This window comes from Natrinema limicola JCM 13563, from assembly GCF_000337475.1.
GTDB lineage: Archaea > Halobacteriota > Halobacteria > Halobacteriales > Natrialbaceae > Natrinema > Natrinema limicola.
On record NZ_AOIT01000035.1, the window covers coordinates 1 to 25,844 of the forward strand.

Here is a 25,844-nt window from a genome sequence, read left to right on the forward strand (position 1 = left end):
GCGCCATCAGAGATGTGTATAAGAGACAGCGTCCACACCGATGAGGGGATGATGCACTTCCAGGAGTACTGGGTCGCCAACCGCGGCGAGCCAGCCGTCGAGACCGTCGAGTTCCGCGGCTCCTCGAACGCCGAGCCCGCACCGGGCGTTCTCGAGGCGCTCTCAGACACCGTCGTCATCGGCCCCTCGAACCCAGTCACCAGCATCGGGCCGATGCTCGCGCTGCCGGGCGTGGCAAAGGCGCTCGCGGAGACGACGGTCGTCGCTGTCTCGCCGTTTCTCGGCGACGACGCCTTCTCCGGGCCCGCGGGCGATCTCATGGCCGCAGTCGATGCGGAGCCGAGCACCGAAGGGCTGGCCTCCGTGTACCCGTTCGTCGACGCCTTCGTGATCGACGCGGACGACGACGCTGATTTCGACCGGCCGACGGTCCGGACCGACATCCGGATCGACGACGCCGAGGACGCCGCGCGCGTGACCCGGGCCGTCGACGACGCGATCGAACGTGTCCGCTAACATGACCGAACCAGTCTCGTTTACCCCGCCGCTCGCGCTCGCCAGCCTCAGCGGCGAAGCCGACGCCGACTGGGCGCGAGCCGGCGCTGACTACGCTGGCGCGGCGTTCCTCGGCGGGATCGCCATCGACGCCGACTCGCGGGCTGCCGCGCGCGATCTCGTCGCTCGCGACCGATCCGAGTTCCTGCCCGACGATCCACTCGCTTTCATCGACCGACAGCTTGCAGCCCTCGAAGACGTCCCTCTCCAGCCGGCGTTCAACGTCCGAAGTGCGACCGTCGAGCCGATCGCCGATGCGGCCCGCGTCTGTCGCGATCGGGACGCCTTCCTCGAGATAAATGCCCACTGTCGGCAGGACGAACTCTGTGCCGTCGGCTGTGGCGAGACGCTGCTTCGGGACGGCGATCGGCTCGCGGAGTACGTCACCCAGGCGGCCGAGACTGGCGCGATCGTCGGCGTAAAAGTTCGGGCCGAGATCCCCGGCGTCGACCTGCCAGCGCTGGCTCGCGATCTCGAGCGCTCGGGGGCCGACTTCGTCCACGTCGACGCGATGGACTCCGAGTCGGTTATCGCGGACGTGGTCGATGCGACCGACCTGTTCGTGATCGCCAACAACGGCGTCCGCGACGACGCGACCGTCCGCGAGTACGCCGACTACGGGGCCGACGCGGTCAGCGTCGGCCGCCCCAGCGACAACCCCGTGGTGCTCGAGCGCGTTCGCGCGGCTGTCGACCGTCAGTTCGGGCTCAAGGCAGACCGATAGCGTGCTGGCCAGAACAGCTGCGACGACGCCGACTCGAGGCCCGTTACCTCGCCGGTGACGTCCATCATTCGATCTTCCGTCCACTCCTCGCTGCGAACCTCGACGGTGTCGCCGAGTTCGACGTGATTCTGGACGAGTACTTTGATCCGCTTCGTGTTGGCGTCGGGTGGAACTGTCAAGTCGGTCATGGCTGTCGGGACAGAACGTGGCGACAGGGGGGTAATCGTTGAGCCGGTATTCGCAGCCTGAACCTAGTTCGGACGACCGTTTTTGTACGAACCGGCCGAAAGGCGACTGATGAAGGTCATCAAGGACAGCGTCCACGACCACATTCAGGTCGACGGCGTCGCCCGCGACCTGCTTGACACCCCCGAGGTCCAGCGGCTTCGGCATATCAGCCAGCTCGGGACCGTCTCGCTCGTGTATCCCTCGGCCAATCACACTCGCTTCGAACACAGCCTCGGCGTCTACCACCTCGCCTGTGAAGCCCTCGAGCACCTCGCTATCGAGGGACGACAAGCCGAACGGGTCCACGCTGCCGCCTTGCTCCACGACGTCGGCCACGGACCCTTTAGCCACAACCTCGAGTCGCTGACCCACCGTCGCACTGGCCGGTATCACGACGATGTCCACGAGTTGCTCGCGGACGGGGCGGTCGGCGAGGTGTTGCGCGACCACGGCCTCGAGCCCGACCGGGTCGCCGATCTGGTTGCCGGAGAGGGACGCTTCGGACAGGTGGTCTCGGGCGAACTCGACGTCGACCGGATGGATTATCTGGTGCGGGACGCCCACCACACCGGCGTTCCCTATGGGACGATCGACCACGGCCGACTGGTCCGGGAACTGACCTTCGTCGACGGTGAACTCGTCCTCGACGAGGGAAACGTCCAGACGGCCGAAAGCCTGCTGGTCGCCCGGGCGCTGATGAACCCGACGGTCTACAACCACAGCGTCGCCCGAATTAGCAAGGCGATGCTCCGACGGGCCGCCGAACGCCTCCTGAATACGCCCGACACTGATGTCGACGCGGCGACCCTCCAGCGGATGGACGATCACGACCTGATCGTGGCGCTACGCTCGTGTGAGCGGACGGCGGCGCTCTCGAGGCGACTGGATCACCGCGACCTGTACAAGCGGGCGGTCTGGGCCGAACTCGACGACGTGCCTGACGGGATCATCGAGTCCGATCACGAGACGATCCGCGACCTCGAGTGTGAGATCGGCGAACGGGCGGACGTTGATCCTGCTGGTGTCATCCTTGATGTGCCGAGTCGACCGTCGATGACGGAGTCGACGACTCGCGTGATGGTCAACGGCGAGATCCGACAGCTAGGCCAGCAGTCGCCGCTGGTCGCGGCGCTCCGGACTGCCCAGTATTCTCAGTGGCGACTCGGCGTCTACTCGCCGCCCGAGTTGCGGGATCGGGTCGGTCGGGCTGCCGTCGACGTGCTCGGACTGGACATCGACGGCGCGCTCGTCAGCGAGGTCCGGGATGGACTGGACACGACGCTTGATCAGTTCGTCGACTGATACTGCTGGACAGAACGACATGAAGCCGGCCGCAAATTCGCGGCTGGCTTCGTATTGACTTCTGTCCAGTAGTATGAGCACGGTTTCGGGGTCGAACCGTTGAAGACGCTGACGGCGAACTGACCCGTATGGAACGAACGGGAACGATTCTCCGCGGCCGCGAGTTCGACCCCATCGAGGGACGGGTCGTCATCGACGACGACGGTCGTATCGAGGCCATCGAGGAAACGTCGGTCGAGAGCGACGACATCATCCTCCCGGCCTTCGTCAACGCCCACACCCACATCGGCGACTCGATCGCCAAAGAGGCCGGCGGAAGCGACCTCTCGCTCGAGGAACTGGTCGCCCCACCGGACGGACTGAAACACCGGCTGCTCCGGGCGGCCTCCCGCGACGACCTGGTGAGCGCGATGGCGCGATCGCTGTCGTTCATGCAGCAGGCCGGGACGGCGGCCTGTCTGGACTTTCGTGAGGGCGACGTCGAGGGCGTTCGGATGCTCGCAGACGCCGCAGCCGACCTCGAGATCGATGCGCTGTCGTTTGCCCGTGGCTCCGTCGACGCGATGCATGCCGGCGATGGCTTCGGTGCCAGCGGGACGAACGATGCGAATTTCGACCAGGAGCGGCGGGCGACCCGCGAGGCGGACAAACCCTTCGGCATCCACGCCGGCGAGGTCGACGCAAGCGACATCAACCCTGCGCTGGACCTCGAGCCGGACTTTCTGGTCCACATGGTCCATCCCGAACCGCTCCACCTCGATCGGCTCGCCGACAGCGAGATTCCGGTCGTCGTCTGCCCCCGCTCGAATCTCGTCACCGGCGTCGGCCTATCGCCCTACGAGGAGTTACACGAGCGCACGACGCTCGCGCTCGGAACGGACAACGTGATGCTCAACTCGCCGTCGATGTTCCGCGAGATGGAGTTCCTCGCGAAACTCTCGGCGCTGCCGGCCACCGAAATCCTCCGGATGGCGACGATAAACGGGGCGGAGATCGCCGGCCTCGAGTACGGACTTGTAGAGCCTGGACGGGAGGCCCGGCTGCTGGTCCTCGATGGCGACTCGGACAATCTCGCCGGCGCGCGCGACCCGGTGCGGGCCGTCGTCCGGCGTGCCGGCGTCGACGACGTTCGGGAAGTCGTCTTCGGTTAGTCCGTCAGTCGAGTCGCTCGGACGTCTCGGCGTGTTCGTTCGCGAGTTCGACGTACCGATCGGCGGTCGCCTCGAGATGCGGGTCGTCGATCTCGGTTTTCGGTTCGGCCGGTGTCCCGGCAACGAGCGTCGACGGCGGAATCTCGGTCCCCTCTGTAACGACGCTGCCGGCGGCGACGACGGCTCCTTCGCCGACGTGAGCGCCGTCGAGGACGACGGCGTTCATGCCGACCAGTGCACGTTCGGCGACGGTCGCATCGTGGACGATGGCGCTGTGGCCGACCGTCGAGTAGGGCTTTAATTCTGCGTCCTCGTGGAGAACGGCGTTGTCCTGAACGTTAGCTCCCTCGCCGACGACGATCCGGCCGTGATCGCCGCGGAGCGTGGTGTTCGGCCAGACGCTCGCATCGTCTTCGATGACGACGTCGCCGATAACGACGGCGGCCTCGTCGACGTACGCGGAGTCGGCGACCTGCGGTTCGGTCCCATTGAACGAACGTAGCATGTGGGGTCCTGTCTCGAGAACCGTCTTGAACCTGCCCATCACGGCCGGGCGGCGTGTCGGATTCGACGGGGGCGCGGTTCCGTCCGTATGTCGGCAACTTGTTATAGGATACGCTATTATAAAACCAGCATATTTTGGTATCATAGTTACGGCAGTCGTCGCAAAACATGCTGGGTGGCGGCACACTATGGTCCAGACAACAGCATCCTGCCGCCGCGCCAGTCCCACCGAACCAGCCGGTTCGGACTCCTTCCGTTCGTTCCTGCACCGCTACTTCTCGTCCCGATCCGACAGCCGCTCGGAGAGCCGGTCGAACCGGTCCTGAATGGACTCCTGTCGCTTCCGTTCGGCCTCGGCCCGATACGTCGCCTCGAGCAGCCGCCCCTTCTCGCGGTCGACGGTCACGGAGAAGACGGCACCCTCGTGGCGGCCGGCCACCGGCAGCGCCTCGAGCGCAACGGCGAGGTCGTCGACGACGTCACCGTCGCTCTCGAGCAAGAGCACTGCCGTCCCCTCGTCGACGATGCGATCGAGGACGGCAGTATAGGTCTCGCTCATCTTGCTACCCCCGCAGTACGAGCGACAGTGCCGTAAACCGATGGCCGACCGCTGTCGGTCGTCGGCAGCCAGAGTCCGATCTCAGCGTGGGGCCCGCTCCGTGTCAGCGGCGCGACGAGTGCCGACTGGACCGCGTGTTTGCGCTCGAGCAGCGTCGCCGGGTCGGTCGATGCGTTCCGTTCCGTGGCGACCGAGACGGCCGTCCCGTTGGTCGTCATGACGATATCGCCGTGAACGCCAGTCCAGTAGGTCTCGATCCCGCGGTCGGCGAAGGCCGCGAGCACTTCATCGTGTGGGTGGCCGTAGCGGGAGTCGACCGCGCTCGAGACGATCGCGACGTCGGGATCGACCCGGTCGAGAAACGGCGCGCTCGAGGAGGTCGACGAACCGTGGTGGCCTGCCTGGTAGACATCGGCCGCGAGGTCGTCGCCGGACGTCTCGACGAGTCGCCGTTCCCCACTGGCGTCGAGATCGCCGGTCGTCAGATACGAGAAGTCGCCGAAGGCAAGTGAGAGAACGATGCCGTTGGTGTCGATGTCACCGCTCGCGTCGCCGTCAGGTGGGTTCAGGACGGTGGCCTCGAGGCCGTCGCCGGCCAGTGACAGCCGATCGCCCGCTGCGACCTCGTAGATCGAGACATTGTGCGCCTCGACGACGTCGAGGTAGCGCTCGTAGGTCGCGGTCGGGTGGACGACGCCGGAGTCGTAGACTGCGCCGATCCCGTCACCGTCTTCTTCGAAGTGTTCGATGAGTTCGGGATGGCCGCCGATGTGGTCGGCGTGGCCGTGAGTTGTGACCAGGTGATCGATGCGGTCGATGTCGTGGGCCTCGAGATAGTCGATAACCGTCTGTCCGTCGTCGCGATAGTCGCCCGTATCGATCAGGATCGTCTCGTTCGATGGCGTCACGATGAGCGTCGAATCGGCCTGTCCGACGTCGATGTGGTGGAGCTCGAGGGAGCCACTGACGTCGACTGCCCCAGCACGCTCGGTGCCGTCGCTGTTATCGATCGCGCTACTACAGCCGGCGAAGACGAGCACTCCCGCGACGGCAACGACCAACAGTTCTCGGCGCATTCGTGTGTCGAGCCGACGCACTCGGGAGGGATGTGTGTTCGGACCGGTTCGAACATCTGGCTGTCACGAATACGAACGAAAGACCGTGTCGGCAGGCCGGCCCGCCGTTAGAACGCGTCGCCCTCGAAAGTCGTGTCGGCGTGGAGGCTGTCTTTCAGCGCGTCGTGGACCTTACAGAGTTCGAAGGCGCGTTCGATTACTTCCTCGCCGGTGTCGTCGTCGACGTCGCCCTCGACACTGATGTCGAAATGAATCGACTCGAGTTTGTCGTCGTCGTTGAGTTCGCCCGTGATGTCGATCTCGATCTTGCCGAGATCGTCGGCCCCGCGTTGCTGGCCGCCGACGCGCAGCGCCGGCACGTAACAGGAGCCATACGCCGCCAGCAGTGCCTCGAGCGTGTCGGGTGCGTCCTCGCCGTTGGCGTCGATCGTGGTCTCGAACTCGCGGATCTCGTTGGTGGCGCTGTACCCTTCCTCGGAGACGGTTGTGACTGTTTTCGCCATGGCACTCGAGACGTCCACAGCCGGTGCTGTAAACGTTGTTCTCGCAGGAACGACGATCCGATCTGCCGAACAAAAACGGTGTGAGGGTCGAGCGGTCGAAGCGGCGCTCAGGGCTCGAGTTCGAACGGCTCGTCGGCTGCGAGCGTGTGGACCTCGGCGATGCCGCCGGTCGCGCGCACTTCCGTGGCGAAGTCCTCGGGGTCCTGTTCGATCGGCGGGAACGTATCGTAGTGCTGTGGGAAGGCGTAATCGACGTCGAGCCAGTCGACAGCGACGGCGGCCTGCCATGGTCCCATGGTGAAGTGGTCGCCGATCGGCACCGCGGCGGCGTCGGGCTCGAGATACGGGCCGATGACCTCGCGCATCTCGGTCATGAGGCTGGTGTCGCCGGCGTGGTAGAACGTCGTCGCGTCCTCGTCTGCGACCTGCGTTGGCTTCGTATCGGAGACGACGAAGCCGGCGGGCATCCCGCCGCTGGCGTCGTTTTCGGTCATGATCCCGTTGGTGTGGTCGGCTCGGACCATCGTGACGTAGGCGTCGCCACACTCGACGGTGCCGCCGAGGTTCATCCCCATCCCGCCGACGGCGTCCTCGAAGCCGAACTCCTCCTGGCAGTAGGAGACGAGTTCCGGCGTCGCGACCAGGGTCGCCTCCGAAAACGCCCCGGCGTCGGCGATGTGGTCGGCGTGGCCGTGTGTCAACAGCACGTAATCAGGTGTGTCGACGTCAGCCGGCTCGAGGTCGGTCTTCGGGTTGTCGAAGAACGGATCGATCAACAGGTCCGTCTCGCCAACGGTGACGTGCCACGTCGAGTGGCCATGCCAGGTAAGTTCCATAGCAGGTGACGTGTTCGTGCGAATCCATTATAAAAGTGGGCGGGGTCGACACGGCTCGCGTCGCCCGCTGGCGATGCCGTGTGGTTTTGTATCCCCGGTTCGTACAGCGACTATGCTCGCACTCACGCTCGAGGAGTTCATGGTAGAGCTAAACGACGGCGCGATCAAGAACGTCGGCCCGAACAACAAGGCAGTGACGGCCAAGATGTTCGACGTCGAGTCAGCCGAAGCCAGAGCGTTCGGCGACAAGCGCGTCAAACTCGTCTTCGAGGACGAAGACGAGAATGAGATCCAGATCTCGCTGTTCCCGGAGGACGTTCAGAAAATCGTGGACGATATCGACGCGCTCGAGGACGAGTCGGCCGTTTTCGACTGACGGCAACGCTGTGTCGCGGCTCTGACAGCGCCTCGTGGCACGAACGCATTTCGACAACCGTTTTAGGGCGAAACTGCTTGGTCCGAATAGATGGGTAACTGTATCATCTGCGGCACACCCGTTGACGGCGAGATCTGCGAGAGTCACGAGGAGGATGCTGTTTTCGAATTTCGCGGCACGTCTCCCTCGCAGCTCACGCCCGGTCGGTACTACCGGGGGACCGTCGACGGCTACGCTGACTTCGGTGTCTTCATCGACATCGGAGACCACGTCACCGGCCTGTTGCACAGAAGCGAACTCGACCGCCGACTCGAAAGTCTCGACTGGGAACCGGGCGACGACGTCTTCGTCCAGGTACTCGACGTCCGGGACAACGGTAACGTCGACCTCGGCTGGTCGATCCGCCAGCGCGAACGCGAGTTCCGCGGCCACCTGATCGAGACTGCTGACGGCGAGTATCGTCCCGAAGACCTCGAAGACGAAGAAGACGATACCGAAACGGAGACGTCCGACGAGAGCGACGCCGAGTCGCCGTCGGCCGGCGAGTTGCAGGCTGCCGCCAACGAGACCGAGACCGCGGCTGCGGAGCCCGCCGGTGCCGTCTCGAGTAGCGGCTCCGTCGCAACCGAGACCGCCGCTGCATCGACGCCGACGACTGACGACGCCGCCGAGGAAGAGCCCGCGCTCAAGCGAACCACAGTCGACGCGATCGAGAATCAGGTTGGCAGCGTCGTCCGCCTCGAGGGCGAGATCACCGGGGTTCGCCAGACCAGCGGCCCGACGGTCTTCGAACTGCGCGACGAAACCGCGACCGTCGAGTGTGCGGCGTTCAAGGAAGCCGGCGTTCGCGCCTATCCTGCTGTCGAACTCGAGGACATCGTCGCCCTCGAAGGCGAAGTCGAACGCCACAACGGCGACCTGCAGGTCGAGACCGAATCTCTCGAGATCCTCGACGGTGAGGCCCGCCAGACGGTCGTCGACCGTCTCGAGAGCGCGCTCGAACAGGAGGCACGACCCGAAGACGTCGCGCCGCTGGCCGACCACGACGCGGTCGCGGCCGTCGAAGACGGCATCGCCGACGCGGCGACCGCGATCCGTCGGGCCGTCATGGAAGCACGCCCGGTCGTCGTCCGCCACGGCGCGACCGCCGACGGCTACGTCGCCGGGGCCGCTATCGAACGCGCCGTGCTCCCGCTGATCCGCGAGAAACACACCCGCGAGGACGCGGAGTACCATTACTTCGAGCGTCGCCCGCTCGACGGCCGCGTCTACGACATGGACGCCGCAACGAACGACGTCACCTCGATGCTCGAGGCCCGCGACCGCCACGGCGAGCAGCTCCCGCTGGTCGTGCTGGTCGACGCTGGCTCGACCGTCGAATCCGTCGACGGCTACGACCTGCTCTCGCTGTACGACGCCGAAGCGCTCGTGATCGACGACAGCCGCGCCGACGACGAGATCACCGACGCCGTCTCCGTTGCCGTCGCCCCGTCGCTGGCCGGCGCTGACGTTGCCGACGTCACCTCGACTGCGCTGGCGACCAACGTCGCCGCCCACGTCAACGACGACGTCCGCGACGATCTCGAGCACCTTCCCGCAGTCAGCTACTGGGAGGACACGCCCGAAGCATACCTCGAACTGGCCCGCGAGGCCGGCTACGACGAGACCGGCGTCTCCGAGCGCCGCGAAGCCGTCGCCCTCGAGGCCTACTACCAGTCCTACAAGGACAAACGCGAGCTCATCATCGACCTGCTGTTCGGCGACGGCGAGGACTCGGAGCGCCCCCGAAACGGCGATCTGGCCGCCCACGTCTCCGAGCAGTTCCGTGACAAACTCGAGACCGAACTCGAGACGGCTCGCGAGAACCTCACCGTGGAAGACGTCGACGGCGTCACCGTCTCCGTCCTCGACACGGACGCCTTCACCCACCGGTACAACTTCCCGACGACGATCCTCCTGCTGGACGCGCTCCATCGCAGCGAGCGCGAGCAGGCAGCCACCCACGTCACGCTCGGCGTCGGCGACGACGAACTCCACGTCCGCGCGACCGAAGACGTGAACGTCCGCGACCTTGGCGACGCGATCGCCGAGGCCGTGCCGAACGGCGGTGTCAGCGTCGTCGGCGGTGCCGACGGCCACGTCGAGTTCCTGCCCGGCGAACGCGATGCGGTTCGTGACGCCGCACTCGAGGCGCTCGGCGAGACGCTCGCGTAAGACCCGTCTTCTCCGTTGTCCGCTCACACCTCGAGCGGCAGCGCTGTTCGCTATAGCCGATCGTGGTTGAATGGTTGTGTCAGTGTATCAGCCAGGTGTCCGCACAGATCACTACTTACTGTTCAGTATATCGACCGGCCAGCCAGATCAGAAACAGAACCGTCCCGAGGCCTAGAGCCGTGACCGTGAGCGCGAATCGTGGACTCGTAAGCGGCAGACCCGATAGAGAGCTAGTGATCTGATTCAGTCCCCAGAGAGCGATCAGAACGCCGATGGCGAGTGCTATGAACAGGAGTTCGTAGTCAAACCACGTCTTGAGCCCTTCTACAGACGGCATAGTACCAGCTTGTACTCGAGTGTTATAATCTTTCAGTCCGATTGTCATTTGTGCTCGTCATCACCTCTTGAGGACCGGCCTAGCGGACGACCTCTCGAGCCACCAGTGTCTTTCCGATCCCGACTGAATTGACACGTATGAACGGACGCAAGCGAGCCGATCGCGGCACGGCTGGAGACGGGCCGGTGACGCGGCTGCGCGAGAACGTGACCGGGATCACGTCACTGCTCGTGACGGCGTTTTGGCTCGGCGCGATGTTCACCGGCCAGGACTGGTGGCTTGCAGCGTTGCTCGTCGGCTACGTTGCCGTCGTCCCGCTGGTCGCGATCCTGTTCGGCGACGAGGACGATCGCCGCGAGTGGGTCGACGACGACAGCAGCACGGACACCGCAGAGGCGGACGAATCCGAGGCGACGGATTCTACGACCGACGCCCTCGAGACGCTGCGCGAGCGCTACGCCGCCGGCGAGTTGACCGACGAGCAGTTCGAACGGAAACTCGAGCGACTGCTGGATACGGAGACGCTCGAGGAGGCACAAGAATGGGCTCGAAAACGGGACCGAGAGCGAACGGACGAGCGAGAAGAGAACCTCGAGTACGACCGCTAAGAACCCTCAATCGTCGCTCGGCTCAGTGTCGTCGCCTCGCTCGGTACTTCCCGGCCGCTCGACCGCGTTCGGATCCGGCCAGGTGACGCTGCCGAGGAAGGGGACCCCAATGCGTTCTGCAGCGCGGGCGATCATGTGCGAACCAGTAGGAACGGTCAGAAAGAGGAAGGCGATCCCGATGAGTGCGGTCAATCCCTCGCTGCCGGGGCCGAATTCGACGAAGCCGGCCAGAAAGATCGCCGCAGCACCAAGCGTCGTCGGCTTACTGGTGGCGTGCATCCGGTTGTAGACGTTCGGCAGGCGCAGCAGGCCGATGGTGCCGACGGTGAGGAAAAAGGCACCGACGACGACCAGCGCGATGACGATGGCAGTGTGAATCATTCGATCACCTCGCCGTCGGTGACGAACTTGGCGACGGCAACGGTGGCGATGAAGCCGATGATCGCGAGCACGAGACTCACCGTAATAAAGAGGCCCCGGCCAGTCAGGAGCGCGAACAACACGGCGATCGCGACGACGTTCGTCCCGATGGCATCCAGTGCGACCACCCGATCCGGGTTCGTCGGCCCCCGAATCACGCGATACCCACAGAGGACACAGAGGCCACTGACGAGGATTAGCGCGCCGTGGATCGCCGTCTCGAGCACGACCGGATTCGCCTCAGTCATCGTCGATACCCTCGTCTTGGCCGTCGGCGGTACTGTCTCTTTCCCCACCGGAGACGACGATCTCCGGCGGCGGGTCGGATGGCGAGGCGGCTTCGTTGAACAACTCGAGTGCGTAGTCTTCCCATGTGCGAATCGGGTCGGCGATTGCTTCTGGATCGCGGCCGTCGACGCCGTGGACGTACAGCGCGTTGGTCTCGTCGTCGTAATCGAGGGTCACCGTGCCGGGCGTGATCGTGATGCTGTTTGCAATGACGGTGATCGCGATGTCGGATTCGACCCGCAGCGGGACGAGGATCACTTCGGGTTCGATCGGCATCCCAGGCGAGAGCACCCGGTAGGCGACGTCGACGTTCGCCCGCAGGAGCTCCCACGTGAACGCACCCAGATAGAGTCCGGCGTAGGGCACCGCTCCCATTACACGGCCGAGATCGAGGTCCTTGCCGTAGAGCCGCCGGAAGACGAACGCGACCGGCAGCCCGACGAGCAGTCCGGCGAGCAGCCCACGGACGATCGAGATGGGCGCAAGCGGCAGGCCCCGGACGAACACCCACAGGATGGCGAAGACGACGCCGACGACGGGCCAGGTCCGAACGCGCATTAGTGGTCACCTCCGTTCGCGCTCGAGTCAAGCAGGTCACTCGCCTCCTGTGGAGCCACAGCGTCCACGTAGCCCTCGGTGTCGACGGCCGCGTCGGCTGCGAGTTCTGCGAACTCGTAGACAGGCTCGAAGCCAACGCCGACCGCGACGATCGTCGCTGCGAGGACTGCAAGCACTGCCACCTGCACCGGATCGACCGTCGCTGTCTCCACGGCGTCCGTCTGGGCTCCCCAGAAGCTCCGATTCCATGCCCGAGTCGTGTAGGCGATCGTCAGCAGCGAGCCGACGAGCAAGACGACGAGCACGGGGCCAGCGCGGGCTCGAGCCGCGGCGTCGAAGACGAGGAACTTGCCGAAAAAGCCCGACAGTGGCGGAATGCCGACGAGCGCGAGCGAGGCAGTGAACACCGCGATCGCGAGCGGTGGCGATCGTTTCGCTAGCCCGCCGAGATCGGCAAAGCGGCTCGTCCCCGTCGCCGCCCGGATCGTGCCGATCGACAGGAAGAGCAGTCCCTTCGCCAGCGTGTGATTGAGGGCATACACTAGCGCGGCAACGATCGCCAGCTTGCGCAGGCCCGGGGCCGCCGCCGTCGTCGCGATCGCGACCGGCATCGCGATAAAGCCGACCTGGCCGATACTCGAGTAGGCGAACACGCCCTCGAGCGAGTCCCGTCCGACGGCTCCGATGCCGCCGACGAGGATGCTGGCAGTAGCCATCACGAACAGTGCCGCGCCGACGAACGGCAGCGGGGAGTCGCCAGCGATCGGCATCCCTGGCAGCGCGAGCTCGACGCCGACCTCGGCCCCGGCGAAGACGGTAAAGGACAGGCGGATGATGGCGTAAATGCCGACCTTCTTTGTCGCGCCAGCGAGCAAGGCGGTAACCTGTGGCGGCGCGGCCCGGTAGGCCGTCGGAATCCAGAACTGGAACGGAACCAGCCCCGCCTTGAGCGCGAACACCGACAGAAGCAGGCCGAACAGGCCAACGACCGGGACCGGCTCGAGGCCGTAGGCCGCCGGTTCGGCGAGCCGTTGGGCGAGGTCGGCCATGTTGAGCGTCCCCGTGGTCGCGTAGATCCCGCCGACGCCCAGCAGGAAGACGGCACTGCCGACCAGATTGAGCGTGACATACCAGAACGCGGCGCGAGTGTGTTGGGGGCCGCCGCTGTAGGCGACGAAGACGTAACTGGCCATCAACATTACCTCGAACCAGACGAAGAGATTGAACAGGTCGCCCGTGAGGAACGCGCCGGTCACGCCCAGCGCGAGGAAGTGAAACAGCGGGAAGTAGTAACTCCGTCCCTCGCCGCCGGGGAGGTGGCGGGTCGAGAAGACCAGCGACGCAACGCCGAGGATCGCGACCATCGTCAGCATGAACGCCGAGAGACCGTCGGCGACGAGCGTAATGCCGAAGGGGGCCGGCCAGCCGCCGACCTGGTAGGTCGCGATTCCCGGCGCGTCCGGCGCGAGGACGATATACCAGTCGATGGCTGCAACCGCGAGCGCGTAGGCTATGCCACTGGTCAGGCTCACCGCGGCTCGAGCCCGCGGATAGCGGCCGAGCAACAGCGTGCCCGTGGCCGCAGCGAGGACGATCAACATTGGCGCGATCACGAGCTGTGAGTCAGTTCCAACGGGCGTCGCAGTCATCGTCGATCACCGAGTTCAGTTACGTCTAACGTTCCGTGTTCTTCGTAGACCCGATACGACAGCACGAGCGCGAACGCGGTCATGCCGAAGCCGATGACGATGGCTGTCAACACGAGCGCCTGCACCACCGGATCGGCCGTCTGCGGAGCGCCTCCACCGTGGCCGGCGAGGATTGGCACCGAGTCGGCGACCGCCGGCGCGATCCCGCCCATCGTCAGCAGGTAGACGTTCGCCGCCTGGCTGATGATCGCCAGCCCCCAGACGACCCGGATCAGATCTCGCTGCAAGAGCAGGAAGGTTCCGAGCGCGAACAGCGCACCGACCGCGGTTGCGAGGACGATCGCCGTCATTCTGCCCCCACCACCGAGAGGATCGTCAGTAAGCCGCCGACGACCACACAGTAGACGCCGAAGTCGAACGCGATCGCGCTTGCGACCTCGAGGTGATCGTAGATCGGCACCCCCTCGAGCATGACGAACGTCTGCGTGAGAAACGGCTGGCCGAAGGCAAGCGGCGCGAGCCCGCTGACGACCGCGATCGCGAAGCCGTAGGCGAACAGCCGGCGGTAGGCCACGACGACCCGGTCGCGCGAGGGTTCCTTGCCAGGGTCGACGTCGCGCCCGAGGATGCCTCGCTCCAGGAAGTCGAGGCCGAATCCCATGTAGATGATCGCGAACGCCGTCGTCGTCAGCACGCCGCCGATGAACCCGCCACCGGGGAGGTTGTGCCCCTCGATGAATAGCGAGATCGAGACGACCAGCACGATCGGGACGATCGCTCGCGCGGTCGTGCGCATGATGACCGTCGTCATTCGTCTGTCCCTCCTGTGGTGGTGTCAGTGTCTCGCGTCTCGATCGCGTCGTCGTCACTGCGGGCAGCGGATCGCTCGTCGCCCCTGCCGCGCATGACGATCAGCGTCAGGATCGAGATCGCGGCGAGTGCGACCACGGCGAGTTCACCCAGCGTATCGAAGCCGCGGAAGTCGACCAGCGTCACGTTGACGATGTTGGTGCCGCCGCCCTCCGGCACGGCCTGTGCTGCGAAGTAGCGGGCGATGTCGGTGCTGCCGGCGGGACGTGCGCCGCTCGAGACGAGCACCGTAATAAACGCGGTCACGCCGACGACGAGTGAGAGGGCAACGTCGCGGACTGTCGTCCCGACCGCGATCCGCTCGATTGCCGGAATCTCCTCGATCACGAGCAAGAAGAGGACGAGCACCAGCGTCTCGACGACGAGCTGGGTCAACGCGAGGTCGGGCGCGCTCCCGAGGATATAGAAGATAGCGATCATAAAGCCGAGAATCGAGAGCGTGAGCACGCCCGCGACGTGGGTATCCGAGAGCACGACGGCCAGTGCCCCGACGACCGCCACGAGCAAGACCAATCCCATGGCCACCGTGACCTCGGTGCCGACGCCGATCGAATCGATAGCACCAGCCGCGACGAAGCCGGCGAGCGCGAACGCACAGATCCCGCTCAGCACCCACGTCGCGTACGTCCGCAGGAGACCGTTATGAAGCGTTTCCGCGAACCAGCGTCCTTCGTCGGTGAGCCCCTCGATGATGACGTCGTACCACCAGTTCGGGCGGATCGGCGGCGTCGGCCCCACAACCCCGCGGATGCCGTCATGAAGGCGATCGTAGAACGGGAACGCGGCGAGGCCGACGGCGATGGTGACCGCGCTCATCCCGACCGGCGTCGAGTACGACGTGGGGAGGCCGACGTGCATCTCGCCGGGATCGACCGCCGTCGCCTCGAGACCGGACTGGACGATGACGTCGACGGCGAGTTGCGGATCGACGCTGACGACCGCTGCGAGCAGTGCCAGCACGGCCGGGGAGACGAGCATCGTCACGGGCGGGCTTTGCACGTAGTCGAGTGCCTCGGGACGGTCGCCGACAAACAGCGAGAGAAATCGCAGCGAGTAGAGGACGGTGAAGATACTCCCGAAGACGGCGACGGCAGGATAGAGCCAGCCGAGTAGTCCGATGTCGTGGTAGTGGCTCGCCTCGACGGCGGCCTCGAAGAGCAGTTCCTTCGAGTAGAAGCCGTTGAACGGTGGTATCCCGGCCATGCTGAGCGCGGCGACTGTGGTGATCGCCGCCGTCACCGGGAGATCGTGGCGGAGCCCGCCGAGTTTGTTGATCTCTCGAGTCCCTGCTTCGTGGGCGATAATCCCGGCGACCAGAAACAACGCGGCCTTGAACAGAGCGTGGTTGAGCAGGTGGAAGACACCCGTTTCGGCACCGTAGACGGAGGTAAACCCAAAGCCGGCGACCATCAACCCGAGGTGGCTCGCCGTCGAGTACGCCAGCAGTTCCTTGATATCCGTCGCCGCAACGGCCATGATCGCACAGACCGTCATCGTCGTCAGGCCAAGTGTCGCAAAGAGGAACAGCCACTCCGGGCCGACGAGCATGGGGCGGACGCGGCCGATGAAGTAGACGCCGACTTTGACCATCGTCGCTGAGTGGAGAAACGCCGAGACCGGCGTGGGTGCGGCCATCGCGTTGGGTAGCCAGAAGTGCAGCGGAACCTGTGCAGACTTGGTTCCCGCGCCGATCGCGAGCAGCCCTAATACGGGGAGAAACAGCCCCCGATCTCGCAGGGCTGTGGCCATCGCGTCCGACTCCTCGAGCATCGCAGCGAGATCGAACGCAGCGCCGGAGCCGAGGATATCAGCCGCGACGACCGACAACATGAGGAAACCAACGAGCAAGAAGAGCCCGCCGCCGACGGTGATGAACATGGCCATCCGGGCAGCGTATTGCGAGGAGTCGTCAGCGGTGTAGAAGCCGATCAGGACGAACGAGGCGAGACTGGTAAGTTCCCAGAACAGAAAGATCGCGATCAGATCAGCCGCGAGTGCAACACCGATGATCGAGCCCATGAACGCGAACAAGGCGGCGTAGTATCGAACGAGCCCCGACTGACCGTGCATGTACGCCGGTGAGTAGGTAAAAATGAGCGCGCCGATGCCGCTTGCCAGCAACGCGAACAACAGCGCCCAGCCGTCGACGTAAAACCGCAACGCGACGTTGAGCGCCGGAATCCACTCGAGCGCGACGGTCCCCTCGCTCCCGTATTGGGTGGCCAGCAGGCTGAACGAGGCCAGCGCGACGACAGTCCCCGCGAACCCCGTTTCCTCTCCGAGAACGCGAAAGAACAGCGGCGTGAGTGCTGCGGCGACGAACGGCACGGCGACCGCGGCGACGACCACCGCAAGGTCGGGAGACATTCAGTTATCGGGAATAGGATGAGACCATCCTTAAAGAATTACCTTTTGGACACTTGACGACAGACCGCAGGTCGCGGACGATCGCCAGACGACGAGAGCCCGCTCGACCAGCATGGGCTGGGCAGTCGCAGAGTCCGACACGCTTATTCGCGAACGGCGACGAAACACGTGTAGTGAGTACCGAGACGCCCGAACCGACCGAAACCGAAGCGTTCGAGCGGGTCTGTGAGACGCTCGTCGAGCGGATCTTGAACGGCGAGATCGAGCGCGACGAGGTCGAGAAGGCCAAACTCGAGGCCTGTTCGGAACACTCTGCGCCGAAAGTGCCGAAAAACTCCGAGCTGCTCGACTACGCGCCCGAGGAGCACCGCGAGACGCTCGAGACCGTGCTCCAGCGCAAACCGGTTCGCACGGCGTCGGGCGTCTCGCCGGTCGCGATCATGACCTCGCCTGAGCGGTGTCCCCACGGGAAGTGTCTCTACTGTCCCGGCGGTCCCGACTCCGAATTCTCATCATCACAGAGCTATACGGGCGAGGAACCCGCCGCCGCCCGCGGCGTCCAGAACGACTACGATCCCTACGGGCAGGTGACGCTGCGCCTCGAGCAACTCCGCCAGATCGGCCACCCTGTCGACAAGGTCGAACTCATCCTGATGGGCGGGACGATGACCGCCCGGTCACACGACTATCAGGAATGGTTCGTCAAGCGCGCGCTCGAGGCGATGAACGATTACGACGTCGACAAGGAGCCCGAACCAGCCGAGGGCGTCAGCTTCGCACAGGATCCCGACGAGTACGAGTGGAAGTACGTCGAGGACGTCATCGCAGAAAACGAGACCGCCGATATCCGCAACATCGGGACGACCTTCGAGACCAAACCCGACTGGTGCGATCCTGAACAGATCGACCGGATGCTCGACCTCGGCGGGACGAAAGTCGAGGTCGGCGTCCAGACCACCTACGAGCGGATCAACCGGGAGATGCACCGGGGCCACGGCGTCCAGGAGTCGATCGACGCCAACCAGCGGCTACGGGACTCGGCGTTCAAGGTCGGCTTCCACATGATGCCCGGCCAGCCGGGTATGTCGAAGGAGATGTGTCTCGAGGACTTCCGGCGGCTCTTCGAACAGGAGCAGTGGAAGCCCGATTACCTGAAGATCTATCCGACGCTGATCGTCCGCGGAACGGCAACCTACGACTGGTGGCACAAAGGCAAGTACGACCCACTCGACAACGACGAGGCCGCCGAACTGGTCGCAGAGATCAAAGACATGATCCCCCGCTATACGCGCCTCCAGCGCGTCCAGCGGGACATTCCGGCGGACTTCATCGACGCCGGCGTCTGGAAATCAAACCTCCGACAGCTCGCCCGCCAGCGCATGGACGAGCACGGCTGGGAGTGTGAGTGTATCCGCTGTCGCGAGGCCGGGATGAACGACGAGGACCCCGACAACGTCGAACTCGATGTGATGACCTACGACGCCTGCGGCGGCACTGAACACTTCATCTCGTTCGAGGACTTCGAGAAAGACCTCCTCGTGGGCTTCTGCCGGCTTCGGTTCCCGAACGATCCGGTCCGTCCGGAACTCGAGAACACGGCCCTAATCCGCGAACTCCACGTCTACGGCTCTGAGGTCGCAGTCGGGAACGAAAGCGAAACCGACCAGCACCAACATCAGGGCTACGGCCGCCGACTGATGGAGCGTGCCGAGGCCCTCGCCGCCGACGCCGGCTACGACAAGGTCAGCGTGATTTCGGGCATTGGCGCTCGCGAGTACTATCGGAACAAACTGGGCTACCATCAGGACGGGCCGTACGTAAGCAAACGGCTCTGAACAGGTCCGACTGAGCTAATTCTACTTTCCTGCCGTGCTCGACTCGAGTGCGGCGAGATAGAGAAAGTACGCCAGCGCCGCGACGACCAGCGACACGGCCAGCACGGTCACGCCGACGTAGCCATCGAGTGCGACGCTGGGATTGCGCCAGAGATAGACGCTGCCCTCGATGGCGAAGGCGGTCAGCCCACCATAAAAAAGCGCCAGCGCAGTCGCCCGAACCACCGCGATCGCCCCGCGCTCGCGGCTCTGGAACAACTCGAGGACGAACAGCAGCGCGAACACGAGGAGATAGAACGGGCCGGGAATCGCCTGCCCGAGCGTCTGTGGGCCGGTCACCGCGATGTAGCCGTAGTACGCCAGCGCGAGCAACACGCCGCCGAGCAGGGTCAGCGAGAGTCCGTAGCCGCTGGCGTCCTCGACGGGTGCCGGGACGACGCCGTCGCTCGTGCCCGACCCGTCCGCGCGTGTCGTGTCAGTATCGCCGACCGTCGAGGGGTCGCCAGCCGGGCCGACGCTCGCGTTCGATGCCGCCGATGTGCCCTCGCCGTCGCCGTCACTGGCCATATTGGTCGTTGTCCGTCTAGGGCAAGAAAAGTAAGCATAGTAATGACAGCTAACCAGTGTGATTCGGTGGCCGGACGACGCCGACGGATCATACAGTCTGCTGTCAGTCATTTCTGGCGGGACCACGAGCCGTCCTGCGGTCCCTCCGGTAAACAGTTACAGCAAACCGTCTCAGTCGATCGTGACCTCGAGCTCGAGCAAGCCGAGATGCGAGGGGGCACCGCCGCCGTTTTGGCGGAACTCCTGTGGAGTGGCGTTGACGACGTTGTAGAAATCGGCCTGATCGGGTGGGACCAGAACGCTGCCGTCGTCGCGCTGGAGGAACGCCGGTGTGTCGGTGCCCTCGATCAGCTCGCGCTGTTCGTTCCACTCCTCGCCGGCGTAGATGAACGTCCCAAAGGAGAACCGACCCGCGGCGAGTGCGTCGTGTTTCGACATGAACATCCCGGCCTCTTCGGCGTTGAACTCCTCGTCGCTCACCCAGGCGATCGCCGCGATGTCGTCGGCCTGGAGGAGATAGAAGTCCCAGGAGAGCGTCGCGTCGAACACTGCCCAGACGCTTCGCGGGCCGATCGTCTGGACCTCGACGCTGAACGCGGGGACGACCTGCGACCCCTCCGGTTCCGGGACGAACGTGGCGTCGTAGCCCGGCACGCGGATGCCGCGATCGTGGTATGCGATCCCGTCCATGTCGATGTCGGCCTCGATCCGGTCGACGATCCCGTGGACGGTCGCCCCGCCCTGGGCGTCGAGATGGTCGAGGAAGTCAGGGAATCGCGAGACGTCCGTCCAGGGCTGTTCCTCCCCGCTCATACGAGGGCACCTCCTCGAGCGGAGCGCGATCGGTTCCAATCCCCGGCACGCGATACCGCAGCAGCGAGATCGTGTGGCTGTCCACCGACGGCGTGGGTCATATCACAGACTGCGTGCCGGCACGGATTAGGCGTTCCGACCTCCGACGGCGGGGGCTGGAGCGACACGCCTTTTTGACCGGGCCGGGCAGTGTAAAGTATGGATCCAAAGCGGGAACTCACTAGCGTCGACCTCGCCGCTCTCGTCGGGGAATTCGGTGCCTACGAGGGCGCGAAGGTCGACAAGGCCTATCTCTACGGCGACGATCTCGTCCGGCTCAAGATGCGCGATTTCGACCGGGGTCGCATCGAGCTCATCCTCGAGGTCGGCGAGGTCAAACGCGCCCACACGGTCGCCCCAGAGCGGGTGCCCGACGCCCCCGGCCGACCGCCGCAATTCGCGATGATGTTGCGCAACCGCCTGTCGGGCGCTGATTTCGCCGGCGTCGAACAGTACGAGTTCGATCGCATCCTCGAGTTCGTCTTCGAGCGCGAGGACGGGACGACCCGGATTATCGTCGAACTGTTCGGGCAGGGCAACATTGCGGTCACTGACGGCGAGTACGAAGTGATCGACTGTCTCGAGACCGTCCGGCTGAAATCCCGGACCGTCGTGCCGGGCTCGCGCTATGAGTTCCCCGAGTCCCGGATCAATCCGCTGACGGTCTCCCGAGAGGCGTTCGACCACGAAATGGACGACTCCGATACGGACGTCGTCCGGACGCTTGCGACCCAGCTCAACTTCGGCGGGCTCTACGCCGAGGAGGTCTGTACCCGCGCTGGCGTCGAGAAGGGACTCGATATCGCCGACGCCGACGAGGCGGTGTACGACCGTGTCTACGAGGCCATCGAACGGCTGGCACTCGACATTCGAAACGGGAACTTCGAGCCGCGACTCTACCGCGAGCGCGACGATGCGGACGGAACGGACGACGGGGATGACACGGACGGCGAGGCAAGCGAGGGCCAGGTCGTCGACGTGACCCCGTTCCCGCTCGAGGAACACACAGATCTCGACAGCGAGCCCTACGAGACGTTCCTCGAGGCGCTTGACGACTACTTCTTCCAGCTCGAGCTCGGCGAGGACGAAGAGCCGGAGCCGACCGAGCAGCGGCCGGACTTCGACTCGGAGATCGCGAAATACGAGCGCATCATCGAGCAACAGCAGGGCGCGATCGAGGGGTTCGAGCAGGAAGCCGATGCGTTGCGCGAGCAGGCCGAACTGCTCTACGCCGAGTACGGACTGGTCGACGAGATCCTCTCGACGATCCAGGACGCCCGCGTGCAGGACCGGCCGTGGGACGAGATCCGCGAGCGATTCGAGGCCGGTGCCGAGCAGGGCATCGAGGCCGCCGAGGCGGTCGTCGATGTCGACGGCAGCGAGGGGACGGTGACAGTGGACCTCGACGGCGAGCGGATCGACCTCGTCGTCGAGCAGGGCGTCGAACAGAACGCCGACCGACTCTACACGGAGGCGAAACGCGTCGAGGAGAAAAAGGAGGGCGCGCTTGCGGCCATCGAGGACACTCGCGAGGACTTAGAAGACGCCAAGCGCCGCCGCGACGAGTGGGAGGCAACCGAGCGCGAGGACACGAGCGAGGACGGCGAAGACGAGGCGGACGAGGCCGAACAACGCGACTGGCTCGCCGAGCCCTCGATTCCGATCCGCGAGAACGAACCCTGGTTCGATCGCTTCCGCTGGTTCCACACCAGCGACGGCTACCTCGTGATCGGCGGGCGAAACGCCGACCAGAACGAGGAACTCGTCAAGAAATACTTAGAGCCCGGTGACAAAGTTCTCCACACGCAGGCCCACGGCGGCCCTGTCACCGTCCTGAAAGCGACCGATCCAAGCGAGGCGTCCTCGAGCGACATCGAACTCCCCGACTCGAGCATCGAAGAAGCTGCCCAGTTCGCCGTCTCCTACTCGTCGGTCTGGAAGGACGGCCGCTACGCGGGCGACGTCTACGCCGTCGACGCCGATCAGGTCACGAAGACCCCCGAGAGTGGCGAATACTTGGAGAAGGGCGGGTTCGCGATCCGCGGCGATCGGACCTACTACCGGGATACGCCGGTTGGCGCGGCCGTCGGCATCCAGTGTGAGCCGTACACTCGCGTGATCGGTGGCCCGCCGTCGGCCATCGAGGATCGTGTCGAGGCGATGATCGAACTCGAGCCTGGCCGATACGCACAGGCCGATACGGCTAAACGGCTCTATCGCCGGTTCCGCGAGCGATTCGAGGATGAGTCGTTCGTCCGCAAGATCGCCAGCCCCGATCGAATTCAACACTTCATGCCGCCGGGCGGGAGCCGGATCAAGGGCGACTGAGACGCGGTGCTCTCCCGGGATCGATCGTGGGTACTCTGTGGGGATCGACAGTGACGCCGATCGACGGCGACGGTCGCGACGCCGGCACAGAGGAACGATCGGACGCACCGACCGAGTCCGGCTCCCACTGACGGCTCGAGACGGCGTTCGAACACGACGGCTACTCGAGTTCCTCAGAGTGAGCGTATCGCTCGGCGTTCTCGGTGGACTCGTCGCTGTCGGATGCGCCACGCGAGCCGTCGTTTCGCTCTCGCGTGTCGAACGGCTCGGGCTCGATGACGCCCTCCTCGAGTCTGGCGAGACAGTCCATGACGGTGTAGCTGCGGTCGCCGTCGGTACAGGGGGCGACACACTGGAGGTCGCCGTCGGCGTAGACGGCGACGCACGCGGTTGGGACGCGAACTTCGGCAGCCCGATGACCGATCACTGAGGGCGTTTCACGCCAGTCGAACGCCGGCTCGAGGTCGTAGCCTTCCTGGTCGGCCCACGACTGGAACGCCTCGACGGTTCCCGTTATCGACGGCCCGGAATCGCTGAGTTCTTCGAGTGCGGGTCGCACCGCTGTCCAGGTCTCGATGTGGACGGCAGCGCCGATCGCGTCCTCGAGCCGGCGTGCGCGCGCAACGAGGTCTGTGAGCGGCTCCACGACAGCTGCGGACGTGTGGGCGTGGACGAACACCTCGATCCGGATTGGCGCTGTGAACTCCGTGCTCGAGTCTGTCATTGTGTGTTTCGGCCTCGGTTCGGGCCTCACGTATCCGAGGCATCGGTCACGATTATAAAGCTAGCAATCTCCGGGCGGAATCGACTCTCAGGCACCACGCCACATCGCTGCTCTACGCCGACGTCTCGGCGATCGAACCGATGGCGGGGCCGCGGTATCGGCCGAGTTCACCAGCGCACTCGAGTGTCGCTCGAACGGATACCTCGGTTCGGACCGCGTTCCGAACCGGCTCGCTCGAGCGACGGCGTTGAGTGTCCCCCCTGTCGGCTACCGGGACTCGGTCGCCGGTTCGTCGACGTGCGACTCTCGAACCGAAATTTCGATGTCGGTGCCGTCCTCGAGTTCGATGGTCGGCTGTCCGGGCTCGCCAGTCTCGATGCGGTCGCGCTCGCGGTCGATCCCTTGGGTCCGTTCGCGCTCGGACTCATCGTACGCCGAGCTCATGGCGATCAGGAACCCGACCATCGCGGTCACGAGGGCGACAGCGGCGATCGCGACGGTCCCGACTGGAGCTAGGACGCCGGAGAGGACCTCCCCGGCGACGAACAGCGAAACCGACGTCACGAGCGCGATCAGCGTGAGCAAGCGGGCGAGCCGGCCAGTATTGAGCCCGTGGTAGCGCTTCTCGCCGCTCGTATCAGTCAGTACTGCCAGGACGCCCAAGATGCCGGTGTACGAATCGTCGGTTTGTGCGTTCCCGAGGGAGTGAACCGACTGTGAGATCCACACACCGGCGGTGAAGTTGAGAAGTGCGACGAACGAGACGAGGCCGAGTTGACCGTCGACGAACAGCCCCGCGATCATGGCCCCGACAAACGCCAGTGCCATGATGGCGTGTGTGACGAGCGAGCGCGTACCGAAGTCTTCGAGCCGCGCTGTGTATCCAGCGTTCATACTTGACGGACGCGTGCGACGTCAATAGTGTCATGCCCTACCTATGTCAATAATTTGCAAACAACGTGACTGTCGTGGATCGATGACCGAGTGCTCGAGTGACCGAACGCCGGCGGACAGGGCGCAGCAGCGAAGCGCGATCAGTCTCACTGCACCTCGGCAGTCGTCACTGGAATTTCCCAGACAAGGATCGCGGCTGAGCCACCGATGAGCGCGATTCCTGCGATGGCCAACGCAAAGAGCGGTGACACGGAATCGGAGATGACGCCACTGCCGAGTTGGAACGGAACGACAGCCAGCCCGCTGACCATCGCCATCGCGCTCAGGACGGTGGCCCGGCCGAGCGAGCCGATTCGGTCGTTGACGTACTGTCCAGCGAACGAGCGCGTCACATCGGAGAGCCCTCGAGCGACCAGGAACGTCGGAAGCGCGAGGACAGGGACGAAGTACATCCCGACCAGTGCCGTCCCAACGAGAAACGGCAGTACGAGGAACCACGTTCGGACGCCGAGATAGTCCTTGATTGCGCCAGTGAAATAGCTGAGCACTGCCCCGACGAGGCTGTACGCAGCGTAGAACCAGCCGAGTAGCGATTCGACTCGCGACGGGGAGACACCGAGATCAACAACGACGGTCTCGAATATCGGCTGAAGAAAGACAAACACGAGATACGTGACAGCGGCGTAGAGAACGTAATAGTAGAGAATGAACGCCCTGAGATTCCGTTGGGAGAGGGCGTCCCTGACGATGCCGACGGTCCGACGGAGGCTTAACTCGTCGGTGTCCGTCTGCGTGTACGCCGCTGGTTCCTCGAGGGTCAGCAAAACGACCGCGCCGAGTCCGGTAACGGCGGCCGCGACGAACCATGGGTACGAGAGATCGATACTGCCGAGATACCCACCAACGATGGCTGCACCAGCACCGACAGCCAGCGCGGCAGATTCACCCCGCCCGCGGACGGTGGCGAACTCGCTTTCCGAGAGGTCGTCGGTGAGCGTATCGTAGAGCCACGCATCCTCGCTCCCCGATCGGAAATTGTACCCTAGCGACCAGCAGACGTAGAGGACGGCTAACGCGAGGAACGACTCAGAGAGGCCGATTCCGAGCAGTGTCACGGCGATCAGTGTGGTCCCGATGAGGAGGCTGTTTCGGCGACCGACGCGGTCGCCGATGTACCCGGTCGGAATCTCGCCGACCAGTGTCGTCAGGTTGTAGATCGCCTCGAGGACGGCGATCTGGGTGAAGGAGAGTCCCTGCGCAAGAAAGAAGAGGTACATGATCGGCCGATAGAACTCGACCGCTTTGGTCGATTTGTAGAGATAGTATTTCAGGACGCTTCGAGGGACGGAATCGCGCCATCGGGCCGAAGCGAGCCGAGCCATTACATCGGGATTGGCGAGCGTGTTCAATTACGTTTCGTTAGTTCGATAGTTCGAGATCGTAATACGCTGCTGGCACGGGAATCGAACGCGTCCAGTGGCCCCGTGATCGACATATTTGACGACTGCCGACAGCCCGC

Annotated in this window: 27 protein-coding genes; 9 read left to right on the forward strand and 18 right to left on the reverse strand. The window is 64.7% G+C overall.

Translation table 11 applies throughout. The features are described 5' to 3' along the window. Nucleotides 1-516: 2-phospho-L-lactate transferase CofD family protein (locus tag C476_RS09470; RefSeq protein ID WP_193788159.1), on the forward strand; the 516-nt coding region annotated here is incomplete at its 5' end. A gap of 1 nt (nucleotide 517) precedes the next feature. After that, nucleotides 518-1,279, forward strand: coding sequence for a tRNA-dihydrouridine synthase (locus C476_RS09475; RefSeq protein WP_008012293.1), 762 nt, complete (start codon nucleotides 518-520; stop codon nucleotides 1,277-1,279). Here C476_RS09475 and C476_RS09480 read toward each other — a convergent pair. Further along, a complete protein-coding gene (locus C476_RS09480) occupies nucleotides 1,252-1,467 on the reverse strand; it encodes a hypothetical protein (protein ID WP_008012294.1) in 216 nt (71 codons plus the stop codon). The genes C476_RS09475 and C476_RS09480 overlap by 28 nt on opposite strands. A gap of 109 nt (nucleotides 1,468-1,576) precedes the next feature. Here C476_RS09480 and C476_RS09485 point away from each other — a divergent pair, with 109 nt between their 5' ends. Both C476_RS09485 and C476_RS09490 read left to right on the forward strand, forming a co-directional pair. Beyond that, nucleotides 1,577-2,809: an HD domain-containing protein gene (locus tag C476_RS09485; RefSeq protein ID WP_008012295.1), complete on the forward strand. Its 1,233-nt coding sequence runs from the start codon at nucleotides 1,577-1,579 to the stop codon at nucleotides 2,807-2,809. Between the two features lie 128 nt (nucleotides 2,810-2,937). Beyond that, nucleotides 2,938-3,960, forward strand: a complete 1,023-nt coding sequence (locus C476_RS09490; RefSeq protein WP_008012296.1) for an amidohydrolase family protein — start codon at nucleotides 2,938-2,940, stop codon at nucleotides 3,958-3,960. 4 nt (nucleotides 3,961-3,964) lie between these two features. Here the strand turns inward: C476_RS09490 and C476_RS09495 are convergent, their stop codons facing one another. The 5 genes from C476_RS09495 to C476_RS09515 form a co-directional block, all read right to left on the reverse strand. Beyond that, the gene (locus C476_RS09495) at nucleotides 3,965-4,504 is read right to left on the reverse strand and encodes a gamma carbonic anhydrase family protein (RefSeq protein ID WP_008012297.1); all 540 of its coding nucleotides are present in this window, start codon (nucleotides 4,502-4,504) and stop codon (nucleotides 3,965-3,967) included. Nucleotides 4,505-4,735: 231 nt separating this feature from the next. After that, a complete protein-coding gene (locus tag C476_RS09500) occupies nucleotides 4,736-5,023 on the reverse strand; it encodes a DUF3006 domain-containing protein (protein WP_008012298.1) in 288 nt (95 codons plus the stop codon). After that, the gene (locus tag C476_RS09505) at nucleotides 5,020-6,099 is read right to left on the reverse strand and encodes a ComEC/Rec2 family competence protein (protein WP_008012300.1); all 1,080 of its coding nucleotides are present in this window, start codon (nucleotides 6,097-6,099) and stop codon (nucleotides 5,020-5,022) included. The genes C476_RS09500 and C476_RS09505 overlap by 4 nt, the downstream gene beginning before the upstream one ends. A gap of 107 nt (nucleotides 6,100-6,206) precedes the next feature. After that, nucleotides 6,207-6,602 carry an OsmC family protein gene (locus tag C476_RS09510; protein WP_008012303.1) on the reverse strand — a complete coding sequence of 132 codons (396 nt, stop codon included), beginning with the start codon at nucleotides 6,600-6,602 and terminating at the stop codon, nucleotides 6,207-6,209. A gap of 107 nt (nucleotides 6,603-6,709) precedes the next feature. Next, nucleotides 6,710-7,438, reverse strand: coding sequence for a metal-dependent hydrolase (locus C476_RS09515; protein ID WP_008012304.1), 729 nt, complete (start codon nucleotides 7,436-7,438; stop codon nucleotides 6,710-6,712). Between the two features lie 112 nt (nucleotides 7,439-7,550). On the opposite strand from C476_RS09515, the gene C476_RS09520 reads away from it, so the two are divergent. The 3 genes from C476_RS09520 to C476_RS09535 all read left to right on the forward strand — a co-directional run bounded on the left by C476_RS09520 (nucleotide 7,551) and on the right by C476_RS09535 (nucleotide 10,973). After that, the gene (locus tag C476_RS09520) at nucleotides 7,551-7,814 is read left to right on the forward strand and encodes a hypothetical protein (protein WP_008012305.1); all 264 of its coding nucleotides are present in this window, start codon (nucleotides 7,551-7,553) and stop codon (nucleotides 7,812-7,814) included. A 90-nt stretch (nucleotides 7,815-7,904) separates the two neighbouring features. Next, nucleotides 7,905-10,028: a DHH family phosphoesterase gene (locus C476_RS09525; protein WP_008012306.1), complete on the forward strand. Its 2,124-nt coding sequence runs from the start codon at nucleotides 7,905-7,907 to the stop codon at nucleotides 10,026-10,028. A 474-nt stretch (nucleotides 10,029-10,502) separates the two neighbouring features. Next, complete coding sequence (locus tag C476_RS09535) at nucleotides 10,503-10,973, forward strand: SHOCT domain-containing protein (protein ID WP_008012308.1); 471 nt, start codon at nucleotides 10,503-10,505, stop codon at nucleotides 10,971-10,973. A 6-nt stretch (nucleotides 10,974-10,979) separates the two neighbouring features. Here C476_RS09535 and mnhG read toward each other — a convergent pair whose 3' ends face one another. Genes mnhG through mbhE form a run of 7 tightly spaced genes read right to left on the reverse strand, consistent with a single transcriptional unit; the run spans nucleotide 10,980 to nucleotide 17,125 of the window. Beyond that, on the reverse strand, nucleotides 10,980-11,354 hold the full coding sequence (gene mnhG, locus C476_RS09540; RefSeq protein WP_008012309.1) for a monovalent cation/H(+) antiporter subunit G: 375 nt from the start codon (nucleotides 11,352-11,354) through the stop codon (nucleotides 10,980-10,982). Continuing rightward, on the reverse strand, nucleotides 11,351-11,641 hold the full coding sequence (locus tag C476_RS09545) for a monovalent cation/H+ antiporter complex subunit F (RefSeq protein WP_008012310.1): 291 nt from the start codon (nucleotides 11,639-11,641) through the stop codon (nucleotides 11,351-11,353). Before C476_RS09545 ends, mnhG begins: the two co-directional genes overlap by 4 nt. Beyond that, on the reverse strand, nucleotides 11,634-12,239 hold the full coding sequence (locus C476_RS09550; protein WP_008012313.1) for a Na+/H+ antiporter subunit E: 606 nt from the start codon (nucleotides 12,237-12,239) through the stop codon (nucleotides 11,634-11,636). Before C476_RS09550 ends, C476_RS09545 begins: the two co-directional genes overlap by 8 nt. Then, nucleotides 12,239-13,888 carry a Na+/H+ antiporter subunit D gene (locus C476_RS09555; protein WP_008012316.1) on the reverse strand — a complete coding sequence of 550 codons (1,650 nt, stop codon included), beginning with the start codon at nucleotides 13,886-13,888 and terminating at the stop codon, nucleotides 12,239-12,241. The genes C476_RS09550 and C476_RS09555 overlap by 1 nt, the downstream gene beginning before the upstream one ends. Further along, entirely contained in the window at nucleotides 13,885-14,238 is a 354-nt protein-coding gene (locus tag C476_RS09560; protein ID WP_008012318.1) for a sodium:proton antiporter, read from the reverse strand. Before C476_RS09560 ends, C476_RS09555 begins: the two co-directional genes overlap by 4 nt. Further along, the gene (locus C476_RS09565) at nucleotides 14,235-14,699 is read right to left on the reverse strand and encodes an MnhB domain-containing protein (protein ID WP_008012321.1); all 465 of its coding nucleotides are present in this window, start codon (nucleotides 14,697-14,699) and stop codon (nucleotides 14,235-14,237) included. The genes C476_RS09560 and C476_RS09565 overlap by 4 nt, the downstream gene beginning before the upstream one ends. Beyond that, a complete protein-coding gene (gene mbhE / locus C476_RS09570) occupies nucleotides 14,696-17,125 on the reverse strand; it encodes a hydrogen gas-evolving membrane-bound hydrogenase subunit E (protein ID WP_008012323.1) in 2,430 nt (809 codons plus the stop codon). The genes C476_RS09565 and mbhE overlap by 4 nt, the downstream gene beginning before the upstream one ends. 173 nt (nucleotides 17,126-17,298) lie before the next feature. Here mbhE and C476_RS09575 point away from each other — a divergent pair, with 173 nt between their 5' ends. Continuing rightward, nucleotides 17,299-18,960, forward strand: coding sequence for a tRNA uridine(34) 5-carboxymethylaminomethyl modification radical SAM/GNAT enzyme Elp3 (locus C476_RS09575; protein ID WP_008012325.1), 1,662 nt, complete (start codon nucleotides 17,299-17,301; stop codon nucleotides 18,958-18,960). A 21-nt stretch (nucleotides 18,961-18,981) separates the two neighbouring features. On the opposite strand, the gene C476_RS09580 is transcribed toward C476_RS09575, so the two are convergent. Next, nucleotides 18,982-19,527, reverse strand: a complete 546-nt coding sequence (locus C476_RS09580; RefSeq protein WP_008012327.1) for a hypothetical protein — start codon at nucleotides 19,525-19,527, stop codon at nucleotides 18,982-18,984. Between the two features lie 171 nt (nucleotides 19,528-19,698). Beyond that, nucleotides 19,699-20,340, reverse strand: a complete 642-nt coding sequence (locus tag C476_RS09585) for a hypothetical protein (protein WP_008012329.1) — start codon at nucleotides 20,338-20,340, stop codon at nucleotides 19,699-19,701. Nucleotides 20,341-20,538: 198 nt separating this feature from the next. On the opposite strand from C476_RS09585, the gene rqcH reads away from it, so the two are divergent. Then, the gene (gene rqcH, locus C476_RS09590; RefSeq protein WP_008012330.1) at nucleotides 20,539-22,707 is read left to right on the forward strand and encodes a ribosome rescue protein RqcH; all 2,169 of its coding nucleotides are present in this window, start codon (nucleotides 20,539-20,541) and stop codon (nucleotides 22,705-22,707) included. Nucleotides 22,708-22,867: 160 nt separating this feature from the next. Here the strand turns inward: rqcH and C476_RS09595 are convergent, their stop codons facing one another. The 3 genes from C476_RS09595 to C476_RS09605 form a co-directional block, all read right to left on the reverse strand. Beyond that, nucleotides 22,868-23,431: an HTH domain-containing protein gene (locus C476_RS09595; RefSeq protein WP_008012332.1), complete on the reverse strand. Its 564-nt coding sequence runs from the start codon at nucleotides 23,429-23,431 to the stop codon at nucleotides 22,868-22,870. A gap of 267 nt (nucleotides 23,432-23,698) precedes the next feature. Beyond that, nucleotides 23,699-24,325 (reverse strand): hypothetical protein, encoded by a 627-nt coding sequence (locus C476_RS09600; RefSeq protein ID WP_008012334.1) that lies wholly within the window; start codon nucleotides 24,323-24,325, stop codon nucleotides 23,699-23,701. A gap of 146 nt (nucleotides 24,326-24,471) precedes the next feature. Continuing rightward, nucleotides 24,472-25,707: an MFS transporter gene (locus C476_RS09605; RefSeq protein WP_008012337.1), complete on the reverse strand. Its 1,236-nt coding sequence runs from the start codon at nucleotides 25,705-25,707 to the stop codon at nucleotides 24,472-24,474. Nucleotides 25,708-25,844: the final 137 nt, after the last annotated feature.